Source organism: Burkholderiales bacterium, assembly GCA_035518095.1.
Lineage (GTDB): Bacteria > Pseudomonadota > Gammaproteobacteria > Burkholderiales > JAHFRG01 > JAHFRG01.
In genome coordinates this window covers 16299-39018 of sequence record DATIXX010000035.1, presented here as the reverse complement: position 1 = coordinate 39018, position 22720 = coordinate 16299, and the positions used below count along the sequence as shown (strand labels likewise).

20 protein-coding genes are annotated in these 22720 nt (G+C 52.9%); 8 read left to right on the top strand and 12 right to left on the bottom strand.

The window, feature by feature from the left end; genetic code table 11:
* Nucleotides 1–540: 540 nt before the first annotated feature.
* Nucleotides 541–1968, bottom strand: a complete 1428-nt coding sequence (locus tag VLV32_06415) for a sigma-54 dependent transcriptional regulator (protein HUL41518.1) — start codon at nt 1966–1968, stop codon at nt 541–543.
* The gene (locus VLV32_06410; protein ID HUL41517.1) at nt 1968–3425 is read right to left on the bottom strand and encodes an ATP-binding protein; all 1458 of its coding nucleotides are present in this window, start codon (nt 3423–3425) and stop codon (nt 1968–1970) included. The genes VLV32_06415 and VLV32_06410 overlap by 1 nt, the downstream gene beginning before the upstream one ends.
* Before the next feature lie 530 nt (nt 3426–3955).
* Between VLV32_06410 and VLV32_06405 the strand changes: the two genes are divergently transcribed.
* From VLV32_06405 to VLV32_06385, 5 genes are all read left to right on the top strand, one after another.
* On the top strand, nt 3956–5233 hold the full coding sequence (locus VLV32_06405; GenBank protein HUL41516.1) for a hypothetical protein: 1278 nt from the start codon (nt 3956–3958) through the stop codon (nt 5231–5233).
* 146 nt (nt 5234–5379) lie between these two features.
* Nucleotides 5380–6408: a beta-propeller fold lactonase family protein gene (locus VLV32_06400; GenBank protein HUL41515.1), complete on the top strand. Its 1029-nt coding sequence runs from the start codon at nt 5380–5382 to the stop codon at nt 6406–6408.
* 163 nt (nt 6409–6571) lie between these two features.
* Nucleotides 6572–7105, top strand: a complete 534-nt coding sequence (locus VLV32_06395) for a cytochrome b (protein HUL41514.1) — start codon at nt 6572–6574, stop codon at nt 7103–7105.
* 36 nt (nt 7106–7141) lie between these two features.
* Nucleotides 7142–8086, top strand: coding sequence for a patatin-like phospholipase family protein (locus VLV32_06390; GenBank protein ID HUL41513.1), 945 nt, complete (start codon nt 7142–7144; stop codon nt 8084–8086).
* 31 nt (nt 8087–8117) lie between these two features.
* Nucleotides 8118–8972 carry a secretin N-terminal domain-containing protein gene (locus VLV32_06385; GenBank protein ID HUL41512.1) on the top strand — a complete coding sequence of 285 codons (855 nt, stop codon included), beginning with the start codon at nt 8118–8120 and terminating at the stop codon, nt 8970–8972.
* A gap of 423 nt (nt 8973–9395) precedes the next feature.
* Here the strand turns inward: VLV32_06385 and VLV32_06380 are convergent, their stop codons facing one another.
* The 7 genes from VLV32_06380 to VLV32_06350 form a co-directional block, all read right to left on the bottom strand.
* Nucleotides 9396–9698 (bottom strand): cupin domain-containing protein, encoded by a 303-nt coding sequence (locus tag VLV32_06380; GenBank protein ID HUL41511.1) that lies wholly within the window; start codon nt 9696–9698, stop codon nt 9396–9398.
* Nucleotides 9699–9700: 2 nt separating this feature from the next.
* Nucleotides 9701–10633, bottom strand: a complete 933-nt coding sequence (locus VLV32_06375) for a GGDEF domain-containing protein (protein ID HUL41510.1) — start codon at nt 10631–10633, stop codon at nt 9701–9703.
* A 307-nt stretch (nt 10634–10940) separates the two neighbouring features.
* Nucleotides 10941–11975 (bottom strand): methyltransferase, encoded by a 1035-nt coding sequence (locus VLV32_06370; GenBank protein ID HUL41509.1) that lies wholly within the window; start codon nt 11973–11975, stop codon nt 10941–10943.
* Nucleotides 11976–12064: 89 nt separating this feature from the next.
* Nucleotides 12065–12823: a hypothetical protein gene (locus VLV32_06365; protein HUL41508.1), complete on the bottom strand. Its 759-nt coding sequence runs from the start codon at nt 12821–12823 to the stop codon at nt 12065–12067.
* A 14-nt stretch (nt 12824–12837) separates the two neighbouring features.
* Nucleotides 12838–13482: a carbonate dehydratase gene (gene can, locus VLV32_06360; protein ID HUL41507.1), complete on the bottom strand. Its 645-nt coding sequence runs from the start codon at nt 13480–13482 to the stop codon at nt 12838–12840.
* A gap of 286 nt (nt 13483–13768) precedes the next feature.
* Nucleotides 13769–15175 carry a serine/threonine-protein kinase gene (locus VLV32_06355; GenBank protein ID HUL41506.1) on the bottom strand — a complete coding sequence of 469 codons (1407 nt, stop codon included), beginning with the start codon at nt 15173–15175 and terminating at the stop codon, nt 13769–13771.
* 43 nt (nt 15176–15218) lie between these two features.
* Entirely contained in the window at nt 15219–15692 is a 474-nt protein-coding gene (locus tag VLV32_06350; GenBank protein ID HUL41505.1) for a DUF2269 family protein, read from the bottom strand.
* 369 nt (nt 15693–16061) lie between these two features.
* Here VLV32_06350 and VLV32_06345 point away from each other — a divergent pair, with 369 nt between their 5' ends.
* A complete protein-coding gene (locus VLV32_06345; GenBank protein HUL41504.1) occupies nt 16062–17966 on the top strand; it encodes an ATP-dependent DNA helicase in 1905 nt (634 codons plus the stop codon).
* Nucleotides 17963–18523, top strand: coding sequence for a pentapeptide repeat-containing protein (locus VLV32_06340; GenBank protein ID HUL41503.1), 561 nt, complete (start codon nt 17963–17965; stop codon nt 18521–18523). Before VLV32_06345 ends, VLV32_06340 begins: the two co-directional genes overlap by 4 nt.
* Before the next feature lie 117 nt (nt 18524–18640).
* On the opposite strand, the gene phaR is transcribed toward VLV32_06340, so the two are convergent.
* The gene (gene phaR / locus VLV32_06335; protein HUL41502.1) at nt 18641–19273 is read right to left on the bottom strand and encodes a polyhydroxyalkanoate synthesis repressor PhaR; all 633 of its coding nucleotides are present in this window, start codon (nt 19271–19273) and stop codon (nt 18641–18643) included.
* A 248-nt stretch (nt 19274–19521) separates the two neighbouring features.
* On the opposite strand from phaR, the gene VLV32_06330 reads away from it, so the two are divergent.
* Complete coding sequence (locus VLV32_06330) at nt 19522–20061, top strand: phasin family protein (protein ID HUL41501.1); 540 nt, start codon at nt 19522–19524, stop codon at nt 20059–20061.
* 84 nt (nt 20062–20145) lie between these two features.
* Here the strand turns inward: VLV32_06330 and VLV32_06325 are convergent, their stop codons facing one another.
* Together VLV32_06325 and phaC are read right to left on the bottom strand one after the other, a co-directional pair.
* The gene (locus VLV32_06325; GenBank protein ID HUL41500.1) at nt 20146–20892 is read right to left on the bottom strand and encodes a beta-ketoacyl-ACP reductase; all 747 of its coding nucleotides are present in this window, start codon (nt 20890–20892) and stop codon (nt 20146–20148) included.
* 38 nt (nt 20893–20930) lie between these two features.
* Nucleotides 20931–22676, bottom strand: coding sequence for a class I poly(R)-hydroxyalkanoic acid synthase (gene phaC, locus VLV32_06320; protein ID HUL41499.1), 1746 nt, complete (start codon nt 22674–22676; stop codon nt 20931–20933).
* Nucleotides 22677–22720: the final 44 nt, after the last annotated feature.

Here is a 22720-nt window from a genome sequence, read left to right as displayed (position 1 = left end):
GCACGGCTAGGCCACAATGGAGCCGTTGTATTGTTAAATAAGCAATTTTTATATAACGGAGAGAACCATGGCCTGGAGCAAACCCGAGTTTACCGATCTGCGTTTCGGTTTCGAAGTAACGATGTACATTCTGACCCGCTAAAACGCAAAGAAGATTGAAAGAAGGGCTGCTGAGTAAGCAGCCCTTTTTTATTGCAGCGCCGGGGCGAAACGAGTCTAATCATATGGCACCAGATCCCAGCTCTTCAAACATAGCTGAAGGCTGAAATCAACCAAGTTGGTTCACTACAAGCACCAGCTGCACACGATTACGTCGCATAGCCGGATAAAAGCCACAGGACCCTCGATTGACTGTACGCAGCTAGACGTTTAAATAGTAAAAAAAAACCGGGACTTAGGTCCCGGCGCAGAGAGGAAGTTGGAGGAATACCAAGAGCATGAATGATCAGTAGATACGATACGAGCCCTTATGCAGCAAGTCCCGTGCCAGATATCCATCGTCTCTTTGGGAATTCTCAGCGGTGAAGAAGAGGCGCCGCATTAGGTTATGCCTTTCAGGGCGTATTTCTCCATACGGTAACGCAGCGTCATACGGCTTACTCCAAGTCTGCGCGCCGCTTCCGAAACGTTGCCACCCGTATCTAGCAAAGCACGCTCGATGAGCAAGCGCTCCGCGGCTTCCAGGGTGAGCCCTTGTAATGGCTGGTCGCCCTGCGGCGGGACAAATGTTTGCGACAAACCGAGATCGGCAACGTAAATCGCCCCGCCCCGGCTCAATAGCACTGCGCGTTCCACTAAATGTTTAAGCTCCCGTACATTGCCAGGCCAGGAATATGCTCGCAGCGCATTCAGGGCTTCGTCACTGAACGAAGCATCAGGTAGCCCGTAACGCCGGCTCATCTGCACCGCGAAATGGCGAGCAAGAAGGATTGTATCCTCGCCGCGCTCGCGCAATGGCGGCATATTCAGCGTTACCACGTTGAGGCGGTAATAGAGATCGGCACGAAATAGACCCTGCGCAATCATTTCCGGCAATTGCCGGTTGGTTCCGGCGATAATGCGCGCAGCGAATGGCCGTTCCATGACCGATCCGATGCGCCGCGTCTTGCGCCGCTCAATGACGTTGAGCAATTTGGCCTGCAAGTCCAGTGGCAGCTCGCCGATTTCGTCGAGAAATAGCGTGCCATCCTCAGCCGCCTCGATCAGGCCCGCGCGTGCTCCGTGGGCACTGGTGAACGCACCTTTTTCGTGTCCGAACAATTCTGCTTCGATTAGATCGCGCGGCAGCGACGCACAATCAACTTGCACGAAGGGCCGCAAAGAGCGCGGGCTCAATAAATGAAGCAGGCGCGCGGCGACGTCCTTACCGCTGCCAGTTTCGCCGAGTATCAGTACGGTAGGGGGAGGCTCTGCTCCTTCTCCAGCTAGTTCGGCAAGGCGCAGGATTTGCTCGCGTACCCGCTGCATTGCCGCGCTGTCACCCAATAACTGCGTGCCTTCGACAGCGTGGCTGTCGCGTTCGCGGGAATAATCGAGCGCATGGCGCAGACGGGATGTCTGCAATACTTTGTCTACCGCAAGCAACAGTTCGTCAAGATCAACCGGCTTTTTTAGATAATCCGCCGCACCGAGTTTCATGGCGTGCACCGCGTCGCTGATTTCTCCATAGGCGGTGAGCACGATCACTGCCGGCTGCCGGCTTTCGCCTGCGGCGCGCAGCTCAGTTAGTAGATCCAACCCATTGCCGTCGGGAAGCCGCAAATCCAGCAATACCAGTTCCGGTGCGGCATTACGCGCGAGTTCGCGGCCTTCCGCAAGTGTCGCGGCCATCAAACACTCATGCCCGGCTTTTTCCAGGCGTTTTTTTACCGCGCGGCCGAACAGATTTTCATCTTCAATGAGCAAAACGCGCGGCGCGCCCTGCAATTCCTTAGCGAGGGTCTGAGCCGTCATTACGTTCTCTATCATTAATCCTCCTGAGCCTGTATCGGCAGGATAAGTGTCACAGTCGTGCCGTGAGGGTTAGCAGTACGATATTCAATTTTGCCTCCGTGCGCATCGCATACTTTCATCGCGAAAGGTATTCCCAGGCCCGTGCCATATCGCTTGGTGGACGGACCGGGACTCAGATCGCCCGCCGTAGGAACAAATGGCATGCCACTGCCCTGGTCTGCGATCGTTAGCATGACTTCTTGTGACGTTTGGTCAATGTGAATTTCAAGTTTTCCTCGTTGTGGCGATGCATCTATTGCGTTGGCGAGCAGGCCGTGAAGCGCCTGTTCGATGAGCTGTACGTCGAGGCCGATCTCATTAGCGCCATTCCATCCCCTGCGCACGACGCGTATGCCCCTTTCCGTGAGCCTGGGCTTGAGCAGCTCCAAAACATTGTCCACGACCTGCGGCAGCTTGCAAAGCGAGCGTTGGGCCTTGAGCGGGTGCAGGTACGAAAGCAGCGAATGCGTCCAGCGTTCGAGCCGGTCCGCAGTTCCGATTATTCCCGACAAACCTTCTCGTAGTTCCGCCGGCAATTCAGTGTCGTTAATGACCTGTGCGGTGGCGCGTATGCTCGCCAGGGGGTTGCGGATATTGTGTGCCATCACGGGCACCAGGGCACCAAGCGCGGCCTGTTTTTCCGCGCGCAGCAATGATTCGCGACTTGCGGCGAGATCTTCCGCCATTTGATTGAGCGCTTTTGCAAGATTCACCAGCTCCAACGCGCCTTTCTCGGGGACCTTATGCGAGAGGTCACCTTGGCTCATGATTAACGCGGCTTGTTGAACCGTGGAAAGGGGCTGCACGATGGCGCGCTGGGTGAAAAGTCGAGACAGTATCAACAGACCAACCGCGAGGAAAATCGGCAACAGCAGTAGCAGCGGCGCAAGCTGGGAAAGGATTTCCAATCGCTTTTGCAATTCCTCCTGTTCAAATTGTAACAATTGTTCAAGCGCACCAAACGCCTCTTCATAGCGGCCGAAGCCCGCCATTTCCAGATCGGTATCGAAGATCTTGCGCTTCTGCTTGAGCGACATTCCGGCGCGCGCGCGGGCGATATCCTTGGCTTGGTCTTCGATCAGGTAATAGGCTTGGCGCATGCGGTTAATGGCTTCGTGCTCCTCGTTGTACGCAGCAACATTGTCCAAGTTATCGAGATGCCGCTCGATGCGCTTCTGGTACTCCTGGTACTGTCTTGCGGCGTCCGTGTCGCTTAAAAAAACCGCATCGAACACCTCTTTGACTTGGCGATAGAGGTTGCCCCGCATTTCCTGAATTTCTCCCACCATGGAATTGATGCGCAGCGATTCTTCAGACGACTGGTGCCAAAGGTATAGCCCGGCACCGCCGAGCGCGCCGCTGGCAAGCACGAGCAACAAGTAGCCGAGCGCATAGAAGAGCATCAGGCGCTTGAGTGATTTTGGCTGGGACATGGTAACTGTTTTCCTTAAGTCATACGTCTCCGCGTCCCGATTCCCGAAAGTGATTCATGCTTACTCCGATCGTCCCGAGCTCGTTAAATGACGTTAGGATTTCGCGCAGATCAGGCTTTCCCAAGAGAGTTTATTAACTGGTTTCCCGCCTGATGAGTGATTCCCAGATAACAAGCCGGTTTATCAGCTTACGCCACTATGGTATCCACTAACAGTTACACAATGTCACGCTCCTTGAACGCCATCCCGAGCCCTTGCAGCATTGGCGCAAGGTGGATATATTTTTTCTTTGTTTCCACAAATGCCTAGCAAATCGGCGATCTGCATTATCCACGGAAAAATTATGGCATGAGAATTGCTAGCGAGTATCAAGCTAAGCCAAAGTAACATAAGGATTATTCAATAAAATGTATCTTTTTCGCAACAATAAATTTAGTCTGTTGCTTTTGGACTTGACATCGTGATTTCAAATAGAGCACGATTGCTCTAGTAATTAAGCGCGAGTCATTCAACTTTTAAGGAGGAAGAATATGGTAAAGCATAAGAAGCTAAGCATGGCCGTAGCGGGTGCCTTCGCGTTGTGTGGCGCGAGCGCTGCACATGCCTTTAATGTTAAGGCAGGCGACTGGGATTTGTCGTTTAGCGGCGAAGTCAATGCGTTTTATACCTACACTCATTGCGATAACAATGCCAACGTGGTCGTGGGTGGCTTGGCATGCGCGGCTCCGATTCCGTCTTCGCAAGGCTCTAATGCCTCCCAGGTCAACAGCGGGTTGTTGCCTTCGGCATTTGTATTCTCAGCCAAGACCATGCAGGAAGGTTTTGATATCGGAATTACCGCCGGTTTCTACCCCGGTATTTCTAACTCTCCCGGTAACAGTGCCCTGTCGCTTTCGCAAATCAACATGCGGCAAAACTTCCTGACGTTCGGCGACAAAGACATGGGGACCTTCAAGTTTGGTCGCGACCTGGGTCTTTTCGCCTCTGACGCGATATTGAGCGATATGACCTTGCTGGGTGTCGGTGGCAACTCCACATTTACTACCGCGAACGCGCCGGGAACCACCACTTTGGGGCGTATTGGTTTTGGTTACATCTACGCCGACTGGATTCCGCAAATCACTTACATTAGCCCGAGCTGGGACGGAGCCCAGGTTTCAGCAGGTATCTTCCAGCCCCTCACCATGTATTCAGGTCTTCTCGGGGGACAGACTGCTTCCGGCCATACGTTGCCCATGTTCCAAGCGAAGGGCACGTATGATTTCAATGTGAACGAAGATATAAAAAGCATTCACTTATGGGTGAGCGGTATGATGCAAAGATCCACCCTTAACAGTGCGGATGGCGTAGGTCCAACCATCAATAATGGTTTTACCGCGCTTGCGGGCGATATGGGTATCAAAGGCAATGTTTATGGCTTCGAGCCGGTGATCTATTTCTATCAGGCGAGAGGCGTGGGTACAACCTGCCTGTTTTGCCAAGGTATCGATGCTGCCGGCAACAAGCGCAACTCGGATGGCGGTTATATCCAGGTGCAACACGCTTTCGGCAAGTGGAAACCCGGGTTTAGCTATGGCTTCAGCCGTTTGACGTATGCGGCGGACGAAAACGCCGCAAACGCCGCGACGCTGGTTAACTTCAACCGCATGCGTACGCAAATGCTGCAATACAGTCTGACCAAGTCGATCACCCTGGTGGAAGAGTATGACGACATCCACTCAAGCAGCCAGGCGACCGGAGCGACGGCAGCTGGCGGCGGCAAGAACGCGTCGCACCAGTTCTCACTTGGCGCGATTCTGTTCTTCTGATCGAAGTTCGACTCTGTAAATTTGAGCGGCGCTCCCCAAAGGCGCCGCTTTTGTTTTGTAAGCGGAACTTTTCCCAAAGCGGTTGTCGTATTATTGGCGCGGCTGATGCTTTTAGCCGCGTCTGTTTATGATAAGGGGTCTATCGCATGCTGAAAACAGTTGTGCTGTTGGCTGCATTCATCACCGTCCCGGCATTCGCCGCGCCTTTTGCCTATGTATCGAATCAACAAGACGGCGTTACGGTGATTGATCTTGATACTTTGGAGCCCGTCGCGACGATCGATATTCAAGGCAAGGAGCCGCGCGGAATTGGCATAACGCCAGACGGAAAATACGTACTCACCGCCAACAAGGATAGCGGCAACATATCGGTCATCGATACTGCGACGCGCGAAGCGGTAAAGCATATAGCGATAGGTAAAAATCCGGAGTTCATTCGTGTGTATCACAATCGCGCATATGTGAGCTATGAGCCCAGTGCGGGGGAAGGCGCCCCAGAGGGCGAGCAGGGCGAAAAATCCGGGAAGGAAGAGCAGAAGAAGCCTGCCGGAATTGCGGTTCTCGATCTTGAAAACTGGCGGCTCATCGAAACCATGCTCAGCGGCCCCGAAACGGAGGGCATTGAATTTTCGCCTGACGGGAAGCTTATGTTGGTGACGAACGAAGGGGATAATACTGTTACGGTCTACAATATCTCAAATGGCAAACTGGTCAAGACTATCGATACAACCAAATATGGCAACCGGCCCCGAGGTATCAAGGTATCGCCGGACGGGAAAATGTATGCCGTTACTTTGGAGTTTTCTAACAAACTTCTCATTCTTAGCCGCAAGTTGGATATTATAAAGACCGTGCCGACGGGCGACGCACCCTACGGACTCGCTTTTGACCGTCAAGGCAAACGGCTATTTGTGGCCGCCGCGCGCTCCAAGCAGCTGCAGGTGTTCAACACCAAGAACTTTTCTCTCATCAAGAACATTCCGATTGGGGCCCGATGCTGGCACTTCAGCTTTACTCCCGATGATGCGCGGATTCTTGTCGCATGCGGCCGATCAAATAATCTCTATGTCGTCGACGCAAAAACCTATGAGCCCGTAAAGATAATTTCAGGGCTGAAAATTCCGTGGGGCGTCGTGACCTATCCGAAGGCTGTCGGAAGCTTGGACAGGCCTTAGGCTGCTGATTGGCGCGCCCATTAACTCTAACGATACCAATTGGCCGTTTTATCTGTTTTCCAAGCAGGGTCGAAGTCGGCGTAAAAATAACGGCATCGCACCATTAGGTCTGTACAATTGCAAATGACTAAATTTTCGCCTTCGGCTCTTATTAAATTCTCAAGTGAATTCGGCTCCGGCTAAATATCCGCCAACTGCAATTGCGCTGCATTGGTCGCTTGTGGTTCTGGTCTTCACGCTTTACGGTGTTGGCTGGCATATGGTGGGAATTCCCAAAGGCACCCCGCCGGTGGCCTATTTTTATAATTTGCATAAATCCATAGGGCTGGTCGCTGCAATACCCCTGGTGTGGCTCATCTGCTGGCGACTGACCCATGCGGCACCCCCGTTGCCGGTCATAATTGCTGATTGGCAAGTCAAGGCCATAAAGGCCAATCATTTCATGTTCTATATTTGCTTGGTGGCGATGACGCTGAGCGGTTTTATTGAATCGAATTTTACCAAGTACGGAATCCGATTTTTTGGCTACCTGCTGCCGGTTCTTGGGTGGGACGACAAAGCCATCTATTATTTGTTTAACCGAATCCACGTCTATACCTCTTATTTATTCATAACCTTGGTCGCCATCCATATTGCCGGCGCGCTGGGGCATCTGTTGTTGGAAAAGGACGGAGTGTTTCAGCGCATGCTGCCTTAATGGCGGTTGACCTGGTGAATTGTAACTACCCGGGCGATGTTTTATTCCGTTAGATACCCGGCCCTGGTTCTCTCGTGTCTGTTATGCGGCTGCACCCTGTTGCAGCAGGCGCCTGAAAAACCAAGCGCCGCAGAAACCAAGCCGGCAGAAACCGCTCCCGAGACCTTGACGCCGCCACCCCCGCGGATAGCATTGGCTCTTGGCGGCGGCGCTGCGCGCGGATTTGCTCATGTCGGTGTCATCGAAACATTGGTAGCGCAGGGCATCATGCCTGAAATTGTGGTGGGAACCAGCGCAGGCAGCCTTGCCGGCGCATTATATGCCGGCGGTTACAGCGGCGACGAACTGCAGAAAATCGCTATGAAAATAAATGAGGACAGCGTGGGCGATTTGGTTTTTCCAGACCGCGGATTCATTAAAGGTGAATCCCTGCAAAATTTTGTGAATAAGGCGCTGAATAACCGGCCAATTGAAAAACTCGACAAGACATTCGCGGTGGTGGCTACCGATTTGCACTCGGGCCAGGAGGTGGTATTCCGCACCGGCAATACCGGTATTGCGGTCCGTGCCTCAAGCAGTATCCCTGGGGTGTTTCAACCGGTTCGCATTAATGGACGGGAATATGTGGATGGCACGTTGGTCAGCCCAATTCCGGTACGGGCGGCGAAAAGTCTAGGTGCGGATATCGTGATTGCCGTGGATGTCGGCAGCCAGCCCAGAATCACCAAAGTCGACGATACCATTGATATCCTGCTGCAAACATTCAGCATCATGAGCCGCTCCATGAGTGCCTATGAACTCGCTGAGGCAGACGTGGTGATTCGGCCCAATGTCGCAAATATCGGCGCAACGGACTTCGACCAGAAACAGGCCGCTATAATTGAAGGTGAGAAAGCCGCGTTAGCCGCAATTCCGGAAATCAACAAAAAGATCAGCGAATATGAAACCCATTGGCTGCAAAAAGCACAACACAAACATTGAGGCGGTCACGAGGCGCATCAGGGGTAAATTGTTGACGGGATTTTTTACGGCTTTGATCTTGTGCCCGCCGCTTTCAGTTTGGGCGGAACAGCTTGAGCTTGAAGTCATTACACTCAAGCACCGCACTGCCCAGGATGTGTTGCCCGTCGTGCAGCCGTTTGTCAACCGAGCAGGCGGCACGGTTACCGGTCTGCAGAATCAGCTCATAATACGCACCACTCGCGCCAATCTCGCTGAAGTCAAGCAAATGCTCGCAGCTATTGATACTATCCCGCGCCGGCTGCTGGTCACAGTGAAGCAGGATAATGGCTTGTCGGCTACACAGGGTTCAGCGCAATTGTCCGGTACTGCGGCAAGCGGCAATGCTCGCGTGGTCGTACCGCCTGCCACGCGCTCGAGCCGTGGACTGATCGTCGAGCGACAGCAAAGCGGAAATAGCCTGCGCGCCGAAGTTCAAGGCAGCGTATCCCACAGTGACGAAACTAACGTACAGCAATTACAAGTGTTGGAAGGCCGTGAAGCCTATATTCAAGTCGGGCAATCGGTACCTATGCCGGTAGAAACGGTCGTCCAAACGCCGCAAGGAGCACAGGTCATAAAAAGTTCGCAATTTCGCGAAGCCGCAACCGGCTTCTATGTGAGGCCGCGTGTTTCCGGCGAACTGGTGACACTGGAAGTCAGCCCGCAACGCGAACGCGTCGGACCGGATGGAACCGTGATTGCCCAGAGAATCGCCAGTGTGATATCCGGGAGATTGGGTGAATGGATGGGACTGGGCGGAATCGCAGAAAGCCAAACGCTGCAAAACTCGGGACTGGCATCGCGCGATTCAGAGCGCAACAGTATCCAAAATAGAATCTATATCAAAGTCGATGAAATCCGCTAAGGCTATGATTGGGTGAACCAAATCTGCATTTTTTGCCGACTGACATGACGGTTGCATCAGTTCGCTTTAAAAGTCTAAAGAAGCGCACGCTCGCGATCAACCGCTATCTCGAAGGCGCTTCGCCATGAATCTAGCAACGAGACTTTCGAGTACCGCTTTGGCTGTTGCAGCTGCGGCTCTATTTGTCGCAGGTTGTTCAACCGCGGATCCCCACTTTAACCAAACCGGGCAGGTGAAGTGCATGGGCGTGAATGGCTGCAAAGGCTTAAGCGAGTGCAAGACTGCGAAAAACGACTGCAAGGGGAAGAACAGCTGCAGAGGAGAAGGTTTCCTGTACATGAGCCCTTTGCAGTGCTGGAGGAACCAACTCCCGCTTTAAGGCAATCTGGCTCTTTAAATACTTGCCGGATCGCTGAGTGTTTTTTATCTATTCTTGTAGCCGTAATACCAGCAGTTGGCCGAGTTACCGATATTGCGAACGGTGTGGCTCACTCCGGCAGGAATCAAAACTTCCTCCCCAATTTTGGGGCTAAAGGATTCACCGAGAAAAGCAAGCTCGATTTGGCCCTCCACGAGAAGCAACAGCTCGTCAGAATCGTGTACGTATCCTTCCCATACTTGCCCGGGTGGATCGATCCAGACGCCGAAGCTGTAGCCCCTCTTTGACCAGTCCGATTGGATTTTGCGCTCGTCCATGTTTCGCAGACATGCCTGGAAATCAATCACCGTCAAGCTTCATAACGTCCGAGTTCTTTGGCAATAGATAGGCGCTGCGTCGGGTGAGTAGCAAAGGTGATATTGTTCTTGCCCTTATTTTTCACCGAGTACATCATTTGGTCCACCATATGAAGCGCTTCCTTTACCGAGGACGGCGTCTCGGTGAACGTCAGTACGCCGATGCTAAATGTCACGGGCCAATTGTTCTTTTGCATCTCTTCCAGAAGCTTGTTGTGCATTTTTGAAATGACCGGCTTAGCTAAAGTCGATCCGATCTCGGGTAAGAAAATGGCAAACTCGTCGCCGCCGATTCGAGCGACGATATCCGTTTTGCGCAAATGTCGTTGCATGCAATCCGCCACCGAACAAAGAACCTTGTCGCCGGCCGCATGTCCGAGCGAATCATTGACGGCTTTGAAATTGTCGAGGTCAATATAGGCCGTGGTAAAGGGATTTCGGGATCGCGACGAGCGGTTGATTTCCCTTTGCGCCAAATCGTGAAAGTAGCGCGTATTCAGCAGGCCCGTTACGTAGTCAATGCGGGCAATGTTCTTTTCACGTTCCAGAGTTTTTATCAAGTCCAACGAACCAACCGTGAGTGCGAAGAAGCCCAAGCGTATCGCGCTGTTCCAAATATAAACAAATGGGGCTGCGTGCAGCGAGCCCGCGGCCAAATCCGCGATTAACCATACGATGGCACCGGCGAAGGCGAACATTATTCCGAGGCGTGCCGTTGTAAACCAGGTAATCAGCGCAATCGGAATCAGATAAAAGAGGGAGAAGGAAATCTCAATTCCCGTCAAAAAGTCGGCAATGCCTATGCTACAGAGAAGCGCAGATCCGACTATGACCCAAAAAGACCTCGGCTCCTTTTCCAGAGCCGAGAGCATTTCCATGGCGCTACTTTTCATCTCGGCTTGAATTTGTGAAACGTGCAATAGCATGGTTCGCTCGTTTTGGCCAACTCGCCTCAAGACGGATTTTGCCGGAAGCCCCACACCCGCTTAATCCAGGTCGCCAGACAGATTAAAGCAAGCCCGCAAGTCAAATCAGCCAACAATCCTGGACCAACCGGATTGGGATCGCACCCCAAACCGAGCTTAGCCGGCACGCTAGCTCCTGGGGACGGCCCTGAACCGACAAACAGCGGCAGACGCCAAACTGTGCAGTTTTTGATCATGGATTTTCACCCCTGCAAAAGGATTATAGTATTTTCCGAAATGCAAGGCACCTGATTGCTAACAATCCGCGCTATTTGTGGGCGATGCCTGCGCTTGCTGGGCCCGCCAGAGGGATAACCTCCATCTCGCGGAAACCGACGCTGCGGCACCATCCGAAAAAATCGGCTGCACTATAGTCAAACGCGTCCCCGAATTCAATCAGCATATTGAGCGACATCATGAGGCCAAACGCATTCTCGCGTCTAGCATCGTCGATGAGGTTTTCAATCACCACTAAAGCGCCCCTCGGCGGCAGCGCGTTGAATGCGGCCCGGATAAGCTGCATCTTCTTTTCCAGGTTCCAATCGTGCAGAATCAACCCCATCGTAATCACGTCCGCGGCCGGCAGCGGTTCAGAAAAAATATCGATGGACTCTGCTGAAACCCGACTCGAAAGTCCCGCCGCGGCAATTTCGCGCTTGGCGATCGGCGTCACCACGGGAAGATCCACCGTAATGCAACGCAGATGCGGGTGCCGCCTTGCAACAATAATGGACAGCTTGCCCGCAGCGCCGCCGATATCGCAAAGTATATTGTACCGGGCGAAATCGAATTTCTCCGACAGGGCGCGAAAATTGGGAGTGGAAATGCTACTCATTGCGTTTATGAAATGTTCCAGTCGTTTGGGATCGCTGTAAAGCCTGCGGAACATGGACTCGCCCGTATGTTTGATTTCATTCTGGGGCTTGCCGGTCTTGAGCGCTTCTGTGAGATCGCCCCAAAACCGGTAAAGGCGCTCGTTGGCCATTTCGAGAATACCACCCATGTATTCGGGGCTGTTGCGGACGAGAAAGAGCCGAGACTCTTCGGTATTTCGGTACAATGCTTGCGGACCCTCGCCGTCGCGATCCAGAAGGTGGAGCGCCACCAACGCGTCGAAAAAATCCGGAACTGCTCTTGGGTGTAGGCCAAGGATATCCCGCAGTTTTTCTCCGGTTAACGACTTGTTGTTCAACGTGGTGAAAAGCCCGAGTTCCACTGCGGACAATAATATCTTCGCAGGCCAGAAACCCAATCCAAGGTCGATGATTCGCGCGGAAGACAGGCTTTTTTCGGAGGCTCTCATGTAGAAGGTTTTGCTTTCCGGGGTTCGGCTAGAAGCAATTCCCAAACAATAGGCGTTCGATCGGTAGACTATCGCTTGGCGGATGCCCTTCAGTTATTACGTTGTGCCCGCTCGATTTCCTTTGTTGACGCGCAGACTAATCTCTGCGCTTTGCGCATCTCGCTGCGGTGGCCGCGACGGTCCTCCCGCGCAAAGCGTTTCTTTTTCGACGCAGAGCCGAAAATCTGGGTCCACCTGCCATTCTTGAAGATAATTTGATATCCCCCGGAAAGAATCTGAAACGGCTTCGTAACTTTCTTGAGACGGTCGAACTGCACTGAGCCCGGCTTATGGAAAGCTTCGAAATAGGCGGGATATACAAAGTCAGTCATCGGAATTCCGCCGACCGGGAAACTTAGCGCCTCGACCGGATCCGCGCTTTCATATGCGTAGATCGTCTTGGGATCAGGACCCGTCGTCATCAGGTTGATGGCTGGATCCACCAGCATTTCTACCAATTCATGAGATGCCGAAACGCTGACCAGGTCGTTATTTTGCAGGGTGGTCTTGACAAACACTTTGGCCTCGGGTAGCCCGTCAGGTGTGAGGTCGTGATAAGCAAGCGCGCCAGGCTGATCGGCATTGTCGAGGAAAACCATGGCCCACGCGCCTTTCACGAATCCTTTGGACTTGATGAGCTTTGCTGGCGTGCCCCATACCGGCACCACATGTTTATCCACGAACACCTGCATGGCCGCAATTAAGGCATCGAAGCTGACGCCGAGCGCAATCGTGGCCTTGTTGAAGCACGCGATTTTGGGGATCTCACCTTGGTTGAATGCGCCGAAAGTCGGTCTGGTCATCCGCATATGACCTCCTTGAATCAAGACAAAGCGGCTATCGCCGCACGGTAGGTCGGGGCGGTTTCATGCAGGTTGGCCGTCGTTACGTTCAAGTCGCGCAAAATCCCGTCGTGCAGCCCGTAAATCCAACCGTGCACCTCCAACTCCTGCCCACGCGCCCATGCATCCCGCACTATGGTGGTTTGGCAGACATTGGTGACTTGCTCAACGACGTTTAACTCGCACAGACGGTCGCAACGGACCGCATCATCCGACAAACCGGCCAGCCGTGCCTCGTGCTTCTGACGTATATCCTGAACGTGGCGCAGCCAGTTGTCGATTAAGCCCAGGCGTTCCTGGCGCAGCGCCGCCTTTACTCCACTGCAACCATAGTGGCCGCAAATAATAATATCTTTTATTTTGAGGACGTCCACGGCGAACTGCATTACAGATAAGCAATTGAGATCGGTATGTACCACGATATTCGCGACATTACGGTGCACGAACAGTTCCCCTGGCAGGAGTCCGACGATCTCATTTGCGGGCACGCGGCTGTCGGAACAACCAATCCAGAGATAGGCGGGAGACTGCTGCCGCGAAAGCTTTCTAAAGAATTCCGGGTCCTGCCGCGTGATGCGGCTGGCCCATGCCTTATTGCTCTGAAACAGGTGATTCAGTGTTCCCATATAGGAGATATGTTCTGCGCTGTCATTCGCGGCGCCGGGCGGCGCGCGGGCTTAAAGCCAATGCCCCTGCCCAACTGAGCAATTGTACCCAGCTTTTCATGATTGATACATTGATCGCCGAGCGCTCGGAACGCTTTGCATATCAGTCAATTGTTTGCAAACCAACGGATCATATTTGCTAACGCAATTTGCGCCGCAATTAAACTCATCGCGAAAATTATGTCGTAAATAACGATATATGGAGCTCCTATTACAGTCACTTGGTGCGCAGCCTTAATGAAGCCTTTCACACGCCTTTTAGGGACGCTGCGCGGACGTCGCGCAAAAACAGCTGCCTGTCGTTCTCGCTTCTGAGGTGCTCTGCAAGCATCGAATAGAACCCTTTTCGGCTGGTGGCATCGGAAGCAGCCTTTTTTACTACGATTCGGGCAATTGGTCCAAGATATCTTGCCAGCTGGCGTGTCGCGTGTTCGATTTCCTGCGCGGTGAGCGGTCCAGAGACGTCGGCTCCCTTATCGGTTGCGCTTTTTTCTTTCGACGATGGGACGCCCTCGAGGCGCTCTTTCCAAGCGAGAAAATCCTTCTTGTCTTGCGCACTCCCGAGTTCTTCCGCCAGCACGGCGTAAAGAGCGTCAAGTTCAGTGGTCGTCTTCGCTTCCCGCTTGACTATGATTTTTGCCACAGGTCCCAGATAACGAGTGAGTTGCTGCTCGATTTGCTTCAGCAGGTCCGGGTTCCAGCGTGCCGGAGAAGCAGAAATGGTGCCAGGCACCGAATCGGTCTTGGGTCCTCTCGAATGCGAACCGTGGGAACTGGCTCCAGTCGGGAGGGTCACGTTAATAACCGTCGGGGGCTCCGTGGAGCCGACCAGCGCGGAATAGGCGTCCTCAATCGATTCGAGAAACTCCCGTGCAGTCTGATATCGCTCGTCGGGTGCCTTTGCCAACGCTTTGCCGACCACGCCGTCAAACCTCGTCGGCTCCAATTCTGGAACGAACTTGGACGGTTGGATATGGGGTTCAAAGCAAATCTTGTAGGCAACTATCTCGGTAGTCCCGGCAAACGGCTTGACACCCGTCAGAAGCTGGTAGAGTAGGACGCCCGCCGAGAAAATATCGGCGCGTCGGTCCACGCCCGATCCAGTGTACAACTCCGGCGCCATGTATCCGGGCGTCCCCATGATTGTCCCGACTTGCGTCAAATTCGACGAGTCGAGATGGGCAATGCCGAAATCGGCCACCTTCAGCCCGCCGTTGCCCATGATTATAATGTTCGCAGGCTTGATGTCACGGTGAACCACACCTGCGTCGTGCGCGTAGGCAAGCGCATCGAGAAGCCGGCTCATGATGCTGACGCTGTCGCTCAAACCGAAACGCGTGCCGCCCTGAAAATAATCACGCAGACCTTTGCCCTCTACGTACTCCATCGCAATATAGGCGACGGCGTCCTCCTCACCATATTCGTAGATTGCGACAATTCCCGGGTGGCTGAGTCGGCCTGCCGCCTGCGCTTCGTTCTTGAAACGGGCAATCATCGTCACCCCCTGGTCGTCCTCCGTAAATTCCTTGCGGATGACTTTGAGCGCGACAATGCGGCGAATGTGCGGATCAAAGGCTTTGTAGACGATCCCCATCGCGCCCTCACCGAGCACTTCCTGAATCGCGTACTTGCCAAGGCGTTCCGGGAGTGTCATCGGGATTGGCGAGCGAGCCCAGTGGAGTGCAAGGTTAGCGCGCTCATAAGGGTTTGAACACCATCCAATACAGGTTGGCCAAAGGAATAATTGTGGCCAGCGTTCCGAAAAACACCCAGAGGCGCCCAAGTGTCCAATACTTTTGCGGGATTTCACCGCCACCCGCGAACCGGCGGGCAATCTTCGCCTGCACGATCTGCAGCGGAATTAAAATTACTGCCCAAATTATGCCGGATATGACAAAAAGCCAGAATCCCCATGACAGCCACCGGGTGTCCAGAAGCGCCATATTATGGAGCATGGCATTACCTAAGCCCGTGGCTAGAATAAGAGCGGCACCGCCGGAAGTGAAAATATAATCCGTAAGCGTTACCTGCCGCTGCGCAAACGCAATGATCACCGGATTTCGTGTCCTATCTGCCATCACTTTCCACCAGCCTGTGACGATTATGTTTCCCAAGAAAATCACTGCGCCAAGGATGTGCAGGCTCTTCAAGGTTAAATAGGTACTGTCCATATTGAACCCGAGTGAATGCGAGTCAGCCAGGGGGTGCCATTAATAAGTCGGCTATCACAACTTGCGAAACCGAAAGCCCTTTTTAACCGCGTAGGCTGGTTCAATTATAGAGCAGTATTGCGGATTTCAGGCTGCATCGCTTGAACCCAATTTGAGCGGTGACTGATAATCTGGTTCTATACGTTGCGTGTTCTTTACTGTAAATTTTAAACTTACTGAAAATGAAAAACTACAAGCCTCGGTGGGCGACGGCGAAGTGCATCGAACTCGTTGATTATTGATAGGAGAGTGGATTCAAATTCCGCCGCCATCTGATTGACTGATATTCTGCATTCGATATTTTCCAATAGCGGTCCGCTAGCGCAGGCCGTGCGCAATTTTCGCGTGCGTCAGGGTCAGGTTGAGATGGCGCGCGCCGTCGCGGAAGCACTCGAACACAACTCGGTGCTGATCGCGGAAGCCGGCACCGGCACCGGTAAGACCTTTGCTTATTTGGTTCCGGCGCTGCTTTCGGGCGGCAAGGTGATAATTTCCACCGGAACGAAGACACTACAGGATCAGCTGTTCAACCGCGATATTCCAACCGTACGCGGCGCGCTCAAGTTGCCGGTCACCGTAGCGCTGCTTAAGGGGCGCGCCAATTACGTCTGCCACTACCGATTGAATCAGGCGATGAACGAAGGCAGGTTCATTAGTCGCGAGGAAGCCGGGTATCTGGGCTTAATCGCCAAATATGCGCGGGCTTCTTTGTCAGGCGACAAAAGCGGTGTAAGTGATGTGCCAGAGAATGCGGGTGTCTGGTTGCATGTGACCTCCACGCGGGAAAACTGCCTCGGCCAGGAATGCCCCAACTATCGCGAGTGCTTTGTGATGAACGCGCGCAAGGAGGCGCAGCAAGCAGACGTAGTCGTGGTGAATCATCATTTATTTTTTGCAGACGTAATGTTGCGCGATGAGGGTGTGGCGGAATTGCTGCCTGCATGCAACACGGTCATTTTCGACGAAGCTCACCAGTTGCCTGAAACTGCCAGCCTGTTCTTCGGCGAGAGCGTAAGCACGGGACAAATCCTAGAGCTCGGGCGCGATTCCAGAAGCGAAGCGCTGGCCAGTGCGCGCGAGTTTGTGGCATTACCCGAGGCTGCTGCCGCTTTGGACAAAGCCGCGCGAGATTTGCGGTTGGCTGTGAATGAGGATAGCGCGCGCTTGACACAACAATCATTACAGGGGAACGCCGAATTCAATGCGGCCATCGAAGGCTTATGCGAAAAACTCGGCGCTTTAGCTGAATTGCTTTCAAGTCAGGCGGAACGCGGCGAAGGACTGCGTAATTGCTTGCGGCGTTGTCTTGAGATGCTGGGCAAAATACGGCGATGGCATGGCGCCGAATCCGGGCAAGTGTGCTGGGCCGAGGTTTTCAACCAGGCGCTGCAGCTTAACTGTACACCTTTGTCGATTTCCGAAATTTTCCGCAGGCAAATCGAAAGCAGTGCGCGTGCGTTAATTTTCACCTCCGCGACGCTTTCAGTACACGGCGATTTCCGGCACTATCAGGAGGAAATGGGCTTGCAAGACGCAAAGGCCGCTTCGTGGGACAGCCCTTTCGACTACGCCAAGCAGGCCTTGCTCTATATCCCGGAAGGCCTGCCCGATGATCCCAACCGCACGGATTATACCGAAGCGGTGATTCAGGCCGCGCTGCCGCTTCTGCGTGCGAACCATGGCCGCGCCTTTTTATTGTTTACCGCCCTGCGCGCCATGCGAGAAGCTCAGGCGCTATTGAAAGTGGCGTTCGAAAAGCAGGAGCTTACATACCCTCTGCTGGCCCAAGGGGAAGGATCGCGCAGCGAACTATTGGAGCGCTTTCGCAGGTTAGGCAACGCTGTCCTGGTCGGCAGCCAATCGTTTTGGGAAGGCGTTGACGTGCGCGGGCCCTCGCTTTCGCTGGTGGTGATTGATAAACTACCGTTCGCGCCCCCCGATGACCCGGTGCTTGCTGCACGCATCGAACAAATCAATCGTCAAGGGCGCAACGCCTTTATGGAGTACCAATTGCCACACGCGGTAATATCATTGAAGCAGGGAGCGGGGCGTTTGATTCGCGACGAAACCGATCACGGCGTGCTGATGATTTGCGATCAACGCTTAGTGTCGAGGGCTTATGGCCGCAAAATCTGGCAGAGTCTGCCGCCCATGCGGCGCACCAGGGACCTGTCTGATGTTGAAACATTTCTCAAAGAATGTCACACACCAATGCAAAAGGAGAGCGTGAAATGAGAAGTTCAAGTCAGTTCCTGCTAATGCTGGGGTCGGTCTGCACCATGCTGTTCTGGTTTTTTGCGGCTCAAGCCCAAGGCTATACGTGCGATAAGCAGCCCAACAGCGATTGCCGCAAAGCGGACTTGCGGGGAGCCAATCTGCAGTTTGCGCAGCTTTATGAATCAAACTTTGAGGGAGCGAACCTGGAAAAAGCGAATCTGCAGAATGCGTTTCTTTACAATTCCATTTTGCGGGACGCCAACTTGGAAGGCGCTAATTTGACATCCGCCAGTTTAACGCACGTGGTGGCAAAACGTGCCAGACTGAAGGGGGCTACCTTGTATCATGCCAATCTGCTGAGTGCCGACCTGGAAGGCGCGGATCTGGAGGGCGCCAATTTGGTACGAGCGAATCTCAAGGGAGCGGTGCTTACGGGAGCCAATTTGAATTCGGCAAATTTAAAGGGCGCCAATCTTGAAGACGCGGATTTACAGGATGCAAAACTGCAAGGCGCAAATTTCGAAGGGGCGAGTATGGTAAATTGCGCGGGGTGTCCGGGCCTGCCGCTTCGCTGAAAACATCCTCGATTTTCTTGAATCTCCTTCCCGACGAGTTTTTTATTTCCTGCGATTCCGTGGCGCTCCTAGCACGCGCCTTACCCAGGCGTGCGTTGGAACAAAGCCCTCTTTCATTCAGGAGGATTTTTTGTCTCCGGCGCGCTTATCTGATTCTGCCTCAGGCGCCGCTGATTTAGGGGCCTCTTGGGTTGCAGAAGCCTTTTGCGGCGCCGTTCCGAAATCGGGGAATCCAAAATTGCCGAATAGGCTTCGCGTTTGTTTTTGCAACTGGCTTTGCATATCCAAAAACATGTTTGCGCTTTGCTCCAGATAGCTTCCTAGCAAACCTTGCATCGCCGGTCCCTGAAATTTGAGAAACTGAGCCCAGGTGTCGGCATTGAGCATCGGGTTGTCGCCATACATGGCCCGCGATTGCTCTTGCAGGCGGCGTTGCATTTCGATGAATGTCTGGATATTTTTTTCGAGGTAGCTGCCCATCATGCCTTGCATTGCATTGCCATAGAAACGAATGATTTGCGACAACATGTCGCTGGAAAACATAGGCACGCCCGCGTTTTCTTCCTCGAGAATAATTTGCAGAAGGATGCTGCGAGTCAGGTCTTCAGTGGTTTTGGCATCGACCACGCGGAATTCCAGGTGCTTGAGTACCAGCCCTTTGACATCATTCAACGTGATATAGCTGCTGGTGGTGGTGTCGTAGAGCCGCCGGTTCGGATATTTCTTGATGATTCTCGGGGCATCAGTCATGTCGCAAACTCCTTAAGATCAGGCCGCGTCGGATAGGCTCGATTATGTTCGGCGCAATAGGCATATGCCATATTATAACCGCATGATTCGGAATAAAAAATATTTAGTTGAATAATGGTCGCACGATACGTCTGTCGCGCTGCAGCAAAAATTCTTGACAAATTGAGAGGCGATCTCTAATATGGTGTTTGTTGCAGTGCAACAAGAGTGTTATGGATTCGTCTTAATTTTTTCAGAGGATTTCCACCATGTTTAAGGGCCCGTATCCCGAACTTAATAAAAATAGCTTAGAGAATGTGCTGCGTTTCACGAAGATCACGATGGAAAGCGCAGAGCGCTTGGTCAAGCTGCAACTAGAAGCGGCCAAGCAAGCAGTTGAAGAGAACGCCAAGAACGCAAAATCATTAAGTGAGTTAAAAGACCTTGGGGAAGTGATGGCATTGCGGGCAAAGCTGGCTGAATCGGGAGTGGAGAAAGCGCTGAATTTTTCTCGCAGCGTTTATGAAGTAGCTTCACAGACACAAGCCGAACTTACCAAATTGTTTGAAGAAAGTTTATCCGCTTACACCAAGGATTTGGTGAATGTCATCGAGAAGACAACCAAGTCGGCACCCGGCGGCTCAGACCTGGCGCTCGCTGCGCTCAAATCCACCATCGCGGCGACTCAAGCCGCGGTTGACGGCATGACTAAAGCTGCCAAGGAAGTTTCAGAACTTGCAGGCACCGGGATAAAGTCCGCGAATTCTGCGTCCAGTACAACAAAAAGCAGCTCTAAGAAGGGACGCTGATAACAAATCCTCCTCCTTTATCTTTAAGGTCTCCTTAATATAAAGGCTGGCCCCGCCGCGTCCCGGCGGGGCTATTTTTAGTTTTTAAAACATGTGTTGTCCACCGTTGATCGATATGTTGGCGCCAGTGATGAAAGCCGCTTCATCTGAAGCCAGGTAAATTATCAACCCGGCAACTTCTTCAGGCTTCCCTAGCCGCCCTACCGGGATTTGCGGCAGAATTTTTGTATCCAAGATTTCCTTTGGAATCGCCATTACCATTTTGGTGCCGATGTAACCCGGAGAAATGGTGTTGACTGTGACGCCTTTCTTCGCCACTTCCAACGCAAGCGCCTTGGTGAAACCGTGCATCCCTGCCTTCGCAGCAGAGTAGTTGGTTTGACCGAACGCGCCTTTTTGACCGTTCACCGAAGACACGTTGATGATTCGTCCCCAGCCCCTTTCGACCATGCCATCCACTACCGTCTTGGTCATGTTAAACACGCTATCGAGGTTGGTTTGCATAACGACGTCCCAGTCCACCTTGGTCATTTTCTTGAATGTAACGTCACGCGTGATTCCGGCATTGTTGATCAATATATCTACGGGCCCGACCTCCTTCGCGACTTTCTCCGTCAGGCGTGCGCAGGAGTCGAAGTCTGAGACGTCAACTTGGGCCGTATAGAACTGGTAGCCAAGCGACTTCATTTCGGCCTTCCACTGTTCAGCCTTTGTGTTGTGCGTCGAATAAGTGGCGACCACTCGGTAGTCCTCGTCCGCCAATTTGGTGCAGATGGATTCACCCAGCCCGCCCATCCCGCCAGTAACTAAAGCGATTCTTTTTTCTTTCATGATTGCCCCCCGAAAATAGTCAATTCACAAAACCCAAATCACGCATGTCGCCGGGATTCGGGCATTTCACAATTTTCTTTTACATACCGTCCTGGTGCGACCTCGATCACCGGATACTTTTCGCTGCCGAGCTTAGCCGGTGCCGGCACTTGCTTGCCACTTTTGCGCTTAAGCCAGTTGGCCCAGTGTGGCCACCAGCTGCCTTGGCTGAATTGAGCGCTGCCGAGCCACTGTTCTGGATCGTCGCCGATCGCGGGCCCGCTCCAGTAGCTGCGTTTGCTGTTTGCAGTCGGGTTGACTATTCCCGCGATATGGCCGCTGGCGGTCAACACGAATTCTATATTACCTTTTAGCAACGGAACGCTGGCATACGCGGATTTCCACGGAACGATGTGGTCCTCCTTTGCGGCCACTATATACGAGGGCAGATTGATCTTCTCCAAATCGATCGGCACACCGCACATCGTCAGTTTGCCGGGCTTTTTCAAATTATTTTCAAGATACATGCTGCGCACGTAGTACACATACATCGGACCGGGCAGGTTGGCACTGTCGCAATTCCAGAAAAGAAGGTCAAACGCAAATGGCGTTCTGCCCTTTAGATAATTGTTGACTACGTAATACCACACCAGCTCGTTGGCTCGCAGGCTGGCGAAGGTCAGCGCTAGATCTCGGCCGGGAACGAGGCCTCCGTTACCGATCTCCGCCTCGATTTTTTGTACGTAGCTTGAGTCGACATAAACGCTGATCTCGCCGGTATCGGCGAAATCCAGCATGGTCGCTAGCAGCGTCAAACTCGCCGCCGGGTTTCGCCGTTTGGCCCGCAGTGCGGCTAGGGCGCAGGCGAGCAAAGTGCCTCCAACGCAAAAACCGAGCATATTGAGTTTCTTGGTTTTCGTAATCGCCAAGCAAACCTTGATGGCCTGAATCACTCCCTGCTCAAGATAATCATTCCAGGTAAGGTGGTCGAGTGCCGCTGGAATATTGCGCCAGGAAATGATAAACACATTGTTGCCTTGCTCGAGTGCGTAGCGCACGAAGGAGTTTTCCGGTCGCATATCAAGCACGTAATATTTATTAATGCAGGGCGGTACTATGACCAAGGGGTATTCGCCCACTTTTTCGGCCAGCGGACTATACTGGATGAGCTGAATCAGGTCGTTTTCAAATACCACCGCGCCGCGAGTGGTGGCTAAATTGCCGCCCACTTCGAACGCCGACTCGTCAGTCATTGATATGTGGCCTTTTTGCAGATCCTCCAGGAAATTCCTCAGACCTTTATTGATTGATTCTCCCCCGGTGTCGGCGGCAAGCTTCAATACCTCAGGATTGGTCGCCGGAAAATTCGCAGGCGACATGGCGTCTATATATTGTCGGGTGAGGAAGCGCAGTTTTTTCTTGACTTGGCAATCGAGCTTGGCTGATTCGACCAACTCTGTCAGCCACTGCGAATTCAGCAGGTAATATTGCTTGAGATAGTCGAAATAAGGAAGCTCATTCCATTCAGCCGACTGAAAGCGGCGGTCGTGTTTATCCGGCTGTGCGATAGGCTCGCTTGATTCCCCCGGTTTGCGACTCAGCATCCGTAACCACAGGTCAAGCTGCTTTTGGTAATAGCGGTTATTGATTTCTATCAACCTCTCCCGGTCAATGGCAGCGCTTAGCTGTTGATAAACGTCCGCCGCATCGAGGCTGTACCCGATTGAAAGATTCTTCAACACGTCCTTCAGCAGCGTTTGATTAGCTTCGGCGAATAACGGGTACGATTGCGGTTGCGAACTCATGCTGGAAGATAAAGCATCTTAATTATGGAGACAGTATTACTTTG

Bases quoted from the DNA above. Each gene is read 5' to 3' on its own strand.
- VLV32_06370 (HUL41509.1), bottom strand. From the start codon at position 11,975: ATGAGAGCCTCCGAAAAAAGCCTGTCTTCCGCGCGAATCATCGACCTT.
- can (HUL41507.1), bottom strand. From the start codon at position 13,482: ATGGGAACACTGAATCACCTGTTTCAGAGCAATAAGGCATGGGCCAGC.
- VLV32_06350 (HUL41505.1), bottom strand. From the start codon at position 15,692: ATGGACAGTACCTATTTAACCTTGAAGAGCCTGCACATCCTTGGCGCA.
- phaC (HUL41499.1), bottom strand. From the start codon at position 22,676: ATGAGTTCGCAACCGCAATCGTACCCGTTATTCGCCGAAGCTAATCAA.
- VLV32_06415 (HUL41518.1), bottom strand. From the start codon at position 1,968: ATGATAGAGAACGTAATGACGGCTCAGACCCTCGCTAAGGAATTGCAG.
- VLV32_06330 (HUL41501.1), top strand. From the start codon at position 19,522: ATGTTTAAGGGCCCGTATCCCGAACTTAATAAAAATAGCTTAGAGAAT.
- VLV32_06355 (HUL41506.1), bottom strand. From the start codon at position 15,175: ATGACACTCCCGGAACGCCTTGGCAAGTACGCGATTCAGGAAGTGCTC.
- VLV32_06390 (HUL41513.1), top strand. From the start codon at position 7,142: ATGTTTTATTCCGTTAGATACCCGGCCCTGGTTCTCTCGTGTCTGTTA.
- VLV32_06375 (HUL41510.1), bottom strand. From the start codon at position 10,633: ATGCTATTGCACGTTTCACAAATTCAAGCCGAGATGAAAAGTAGCGCC.
- VLV32_06340 (HUL41503.1), top strand. From the start codon at position 17,963: ATGAGAAGTTCAAGTCAGTTCCTGCTAATGCTGGGGTCGGTCTGCACC.
- VLV32_06325 (HUL41500.1), bottom strand. From the start codon at position 20,892: ATGAAAGAAAAAAGAATCGCTTTAGTTACTGGCGGGATGGGCGGGCTG.
- VLV32_06400 (HUL41515.1), top strand. From the start codon at position 5,380: ATGCTGAAAACAGTTGTGCTGTTGGCTGCATTCATCACCGTCCCGGCA.
- VLV32_06365 (HUL41508.1), bottom strand. From the start codon at position 12,823: ATGCGGATGACCAGACCGACTTTCGGCGCATTCAACCAAGGTGAGATC.
- VLV32_06405 (HUL41516.1), top strand. From the start codon at position 3,956: ATGGTAAAGCATAAGAAGCTAAGCATGGCCGTAGCGGGTGCCTTCGCG.
- VLV32_06410 (HUL41517.1), bottom strand. From the start codon at position 3,425: ATGTCCCAGCCAAAATCACTCAAGCGCCTGATGCTCTTCTATGCGCTC.
- phaR (HUL41502.1), bottom strand. From the start codon at position 19,273: ATGACTGATGCCCCGAGAATCATCAAGAAATATCCGAACCGGCGGCTC.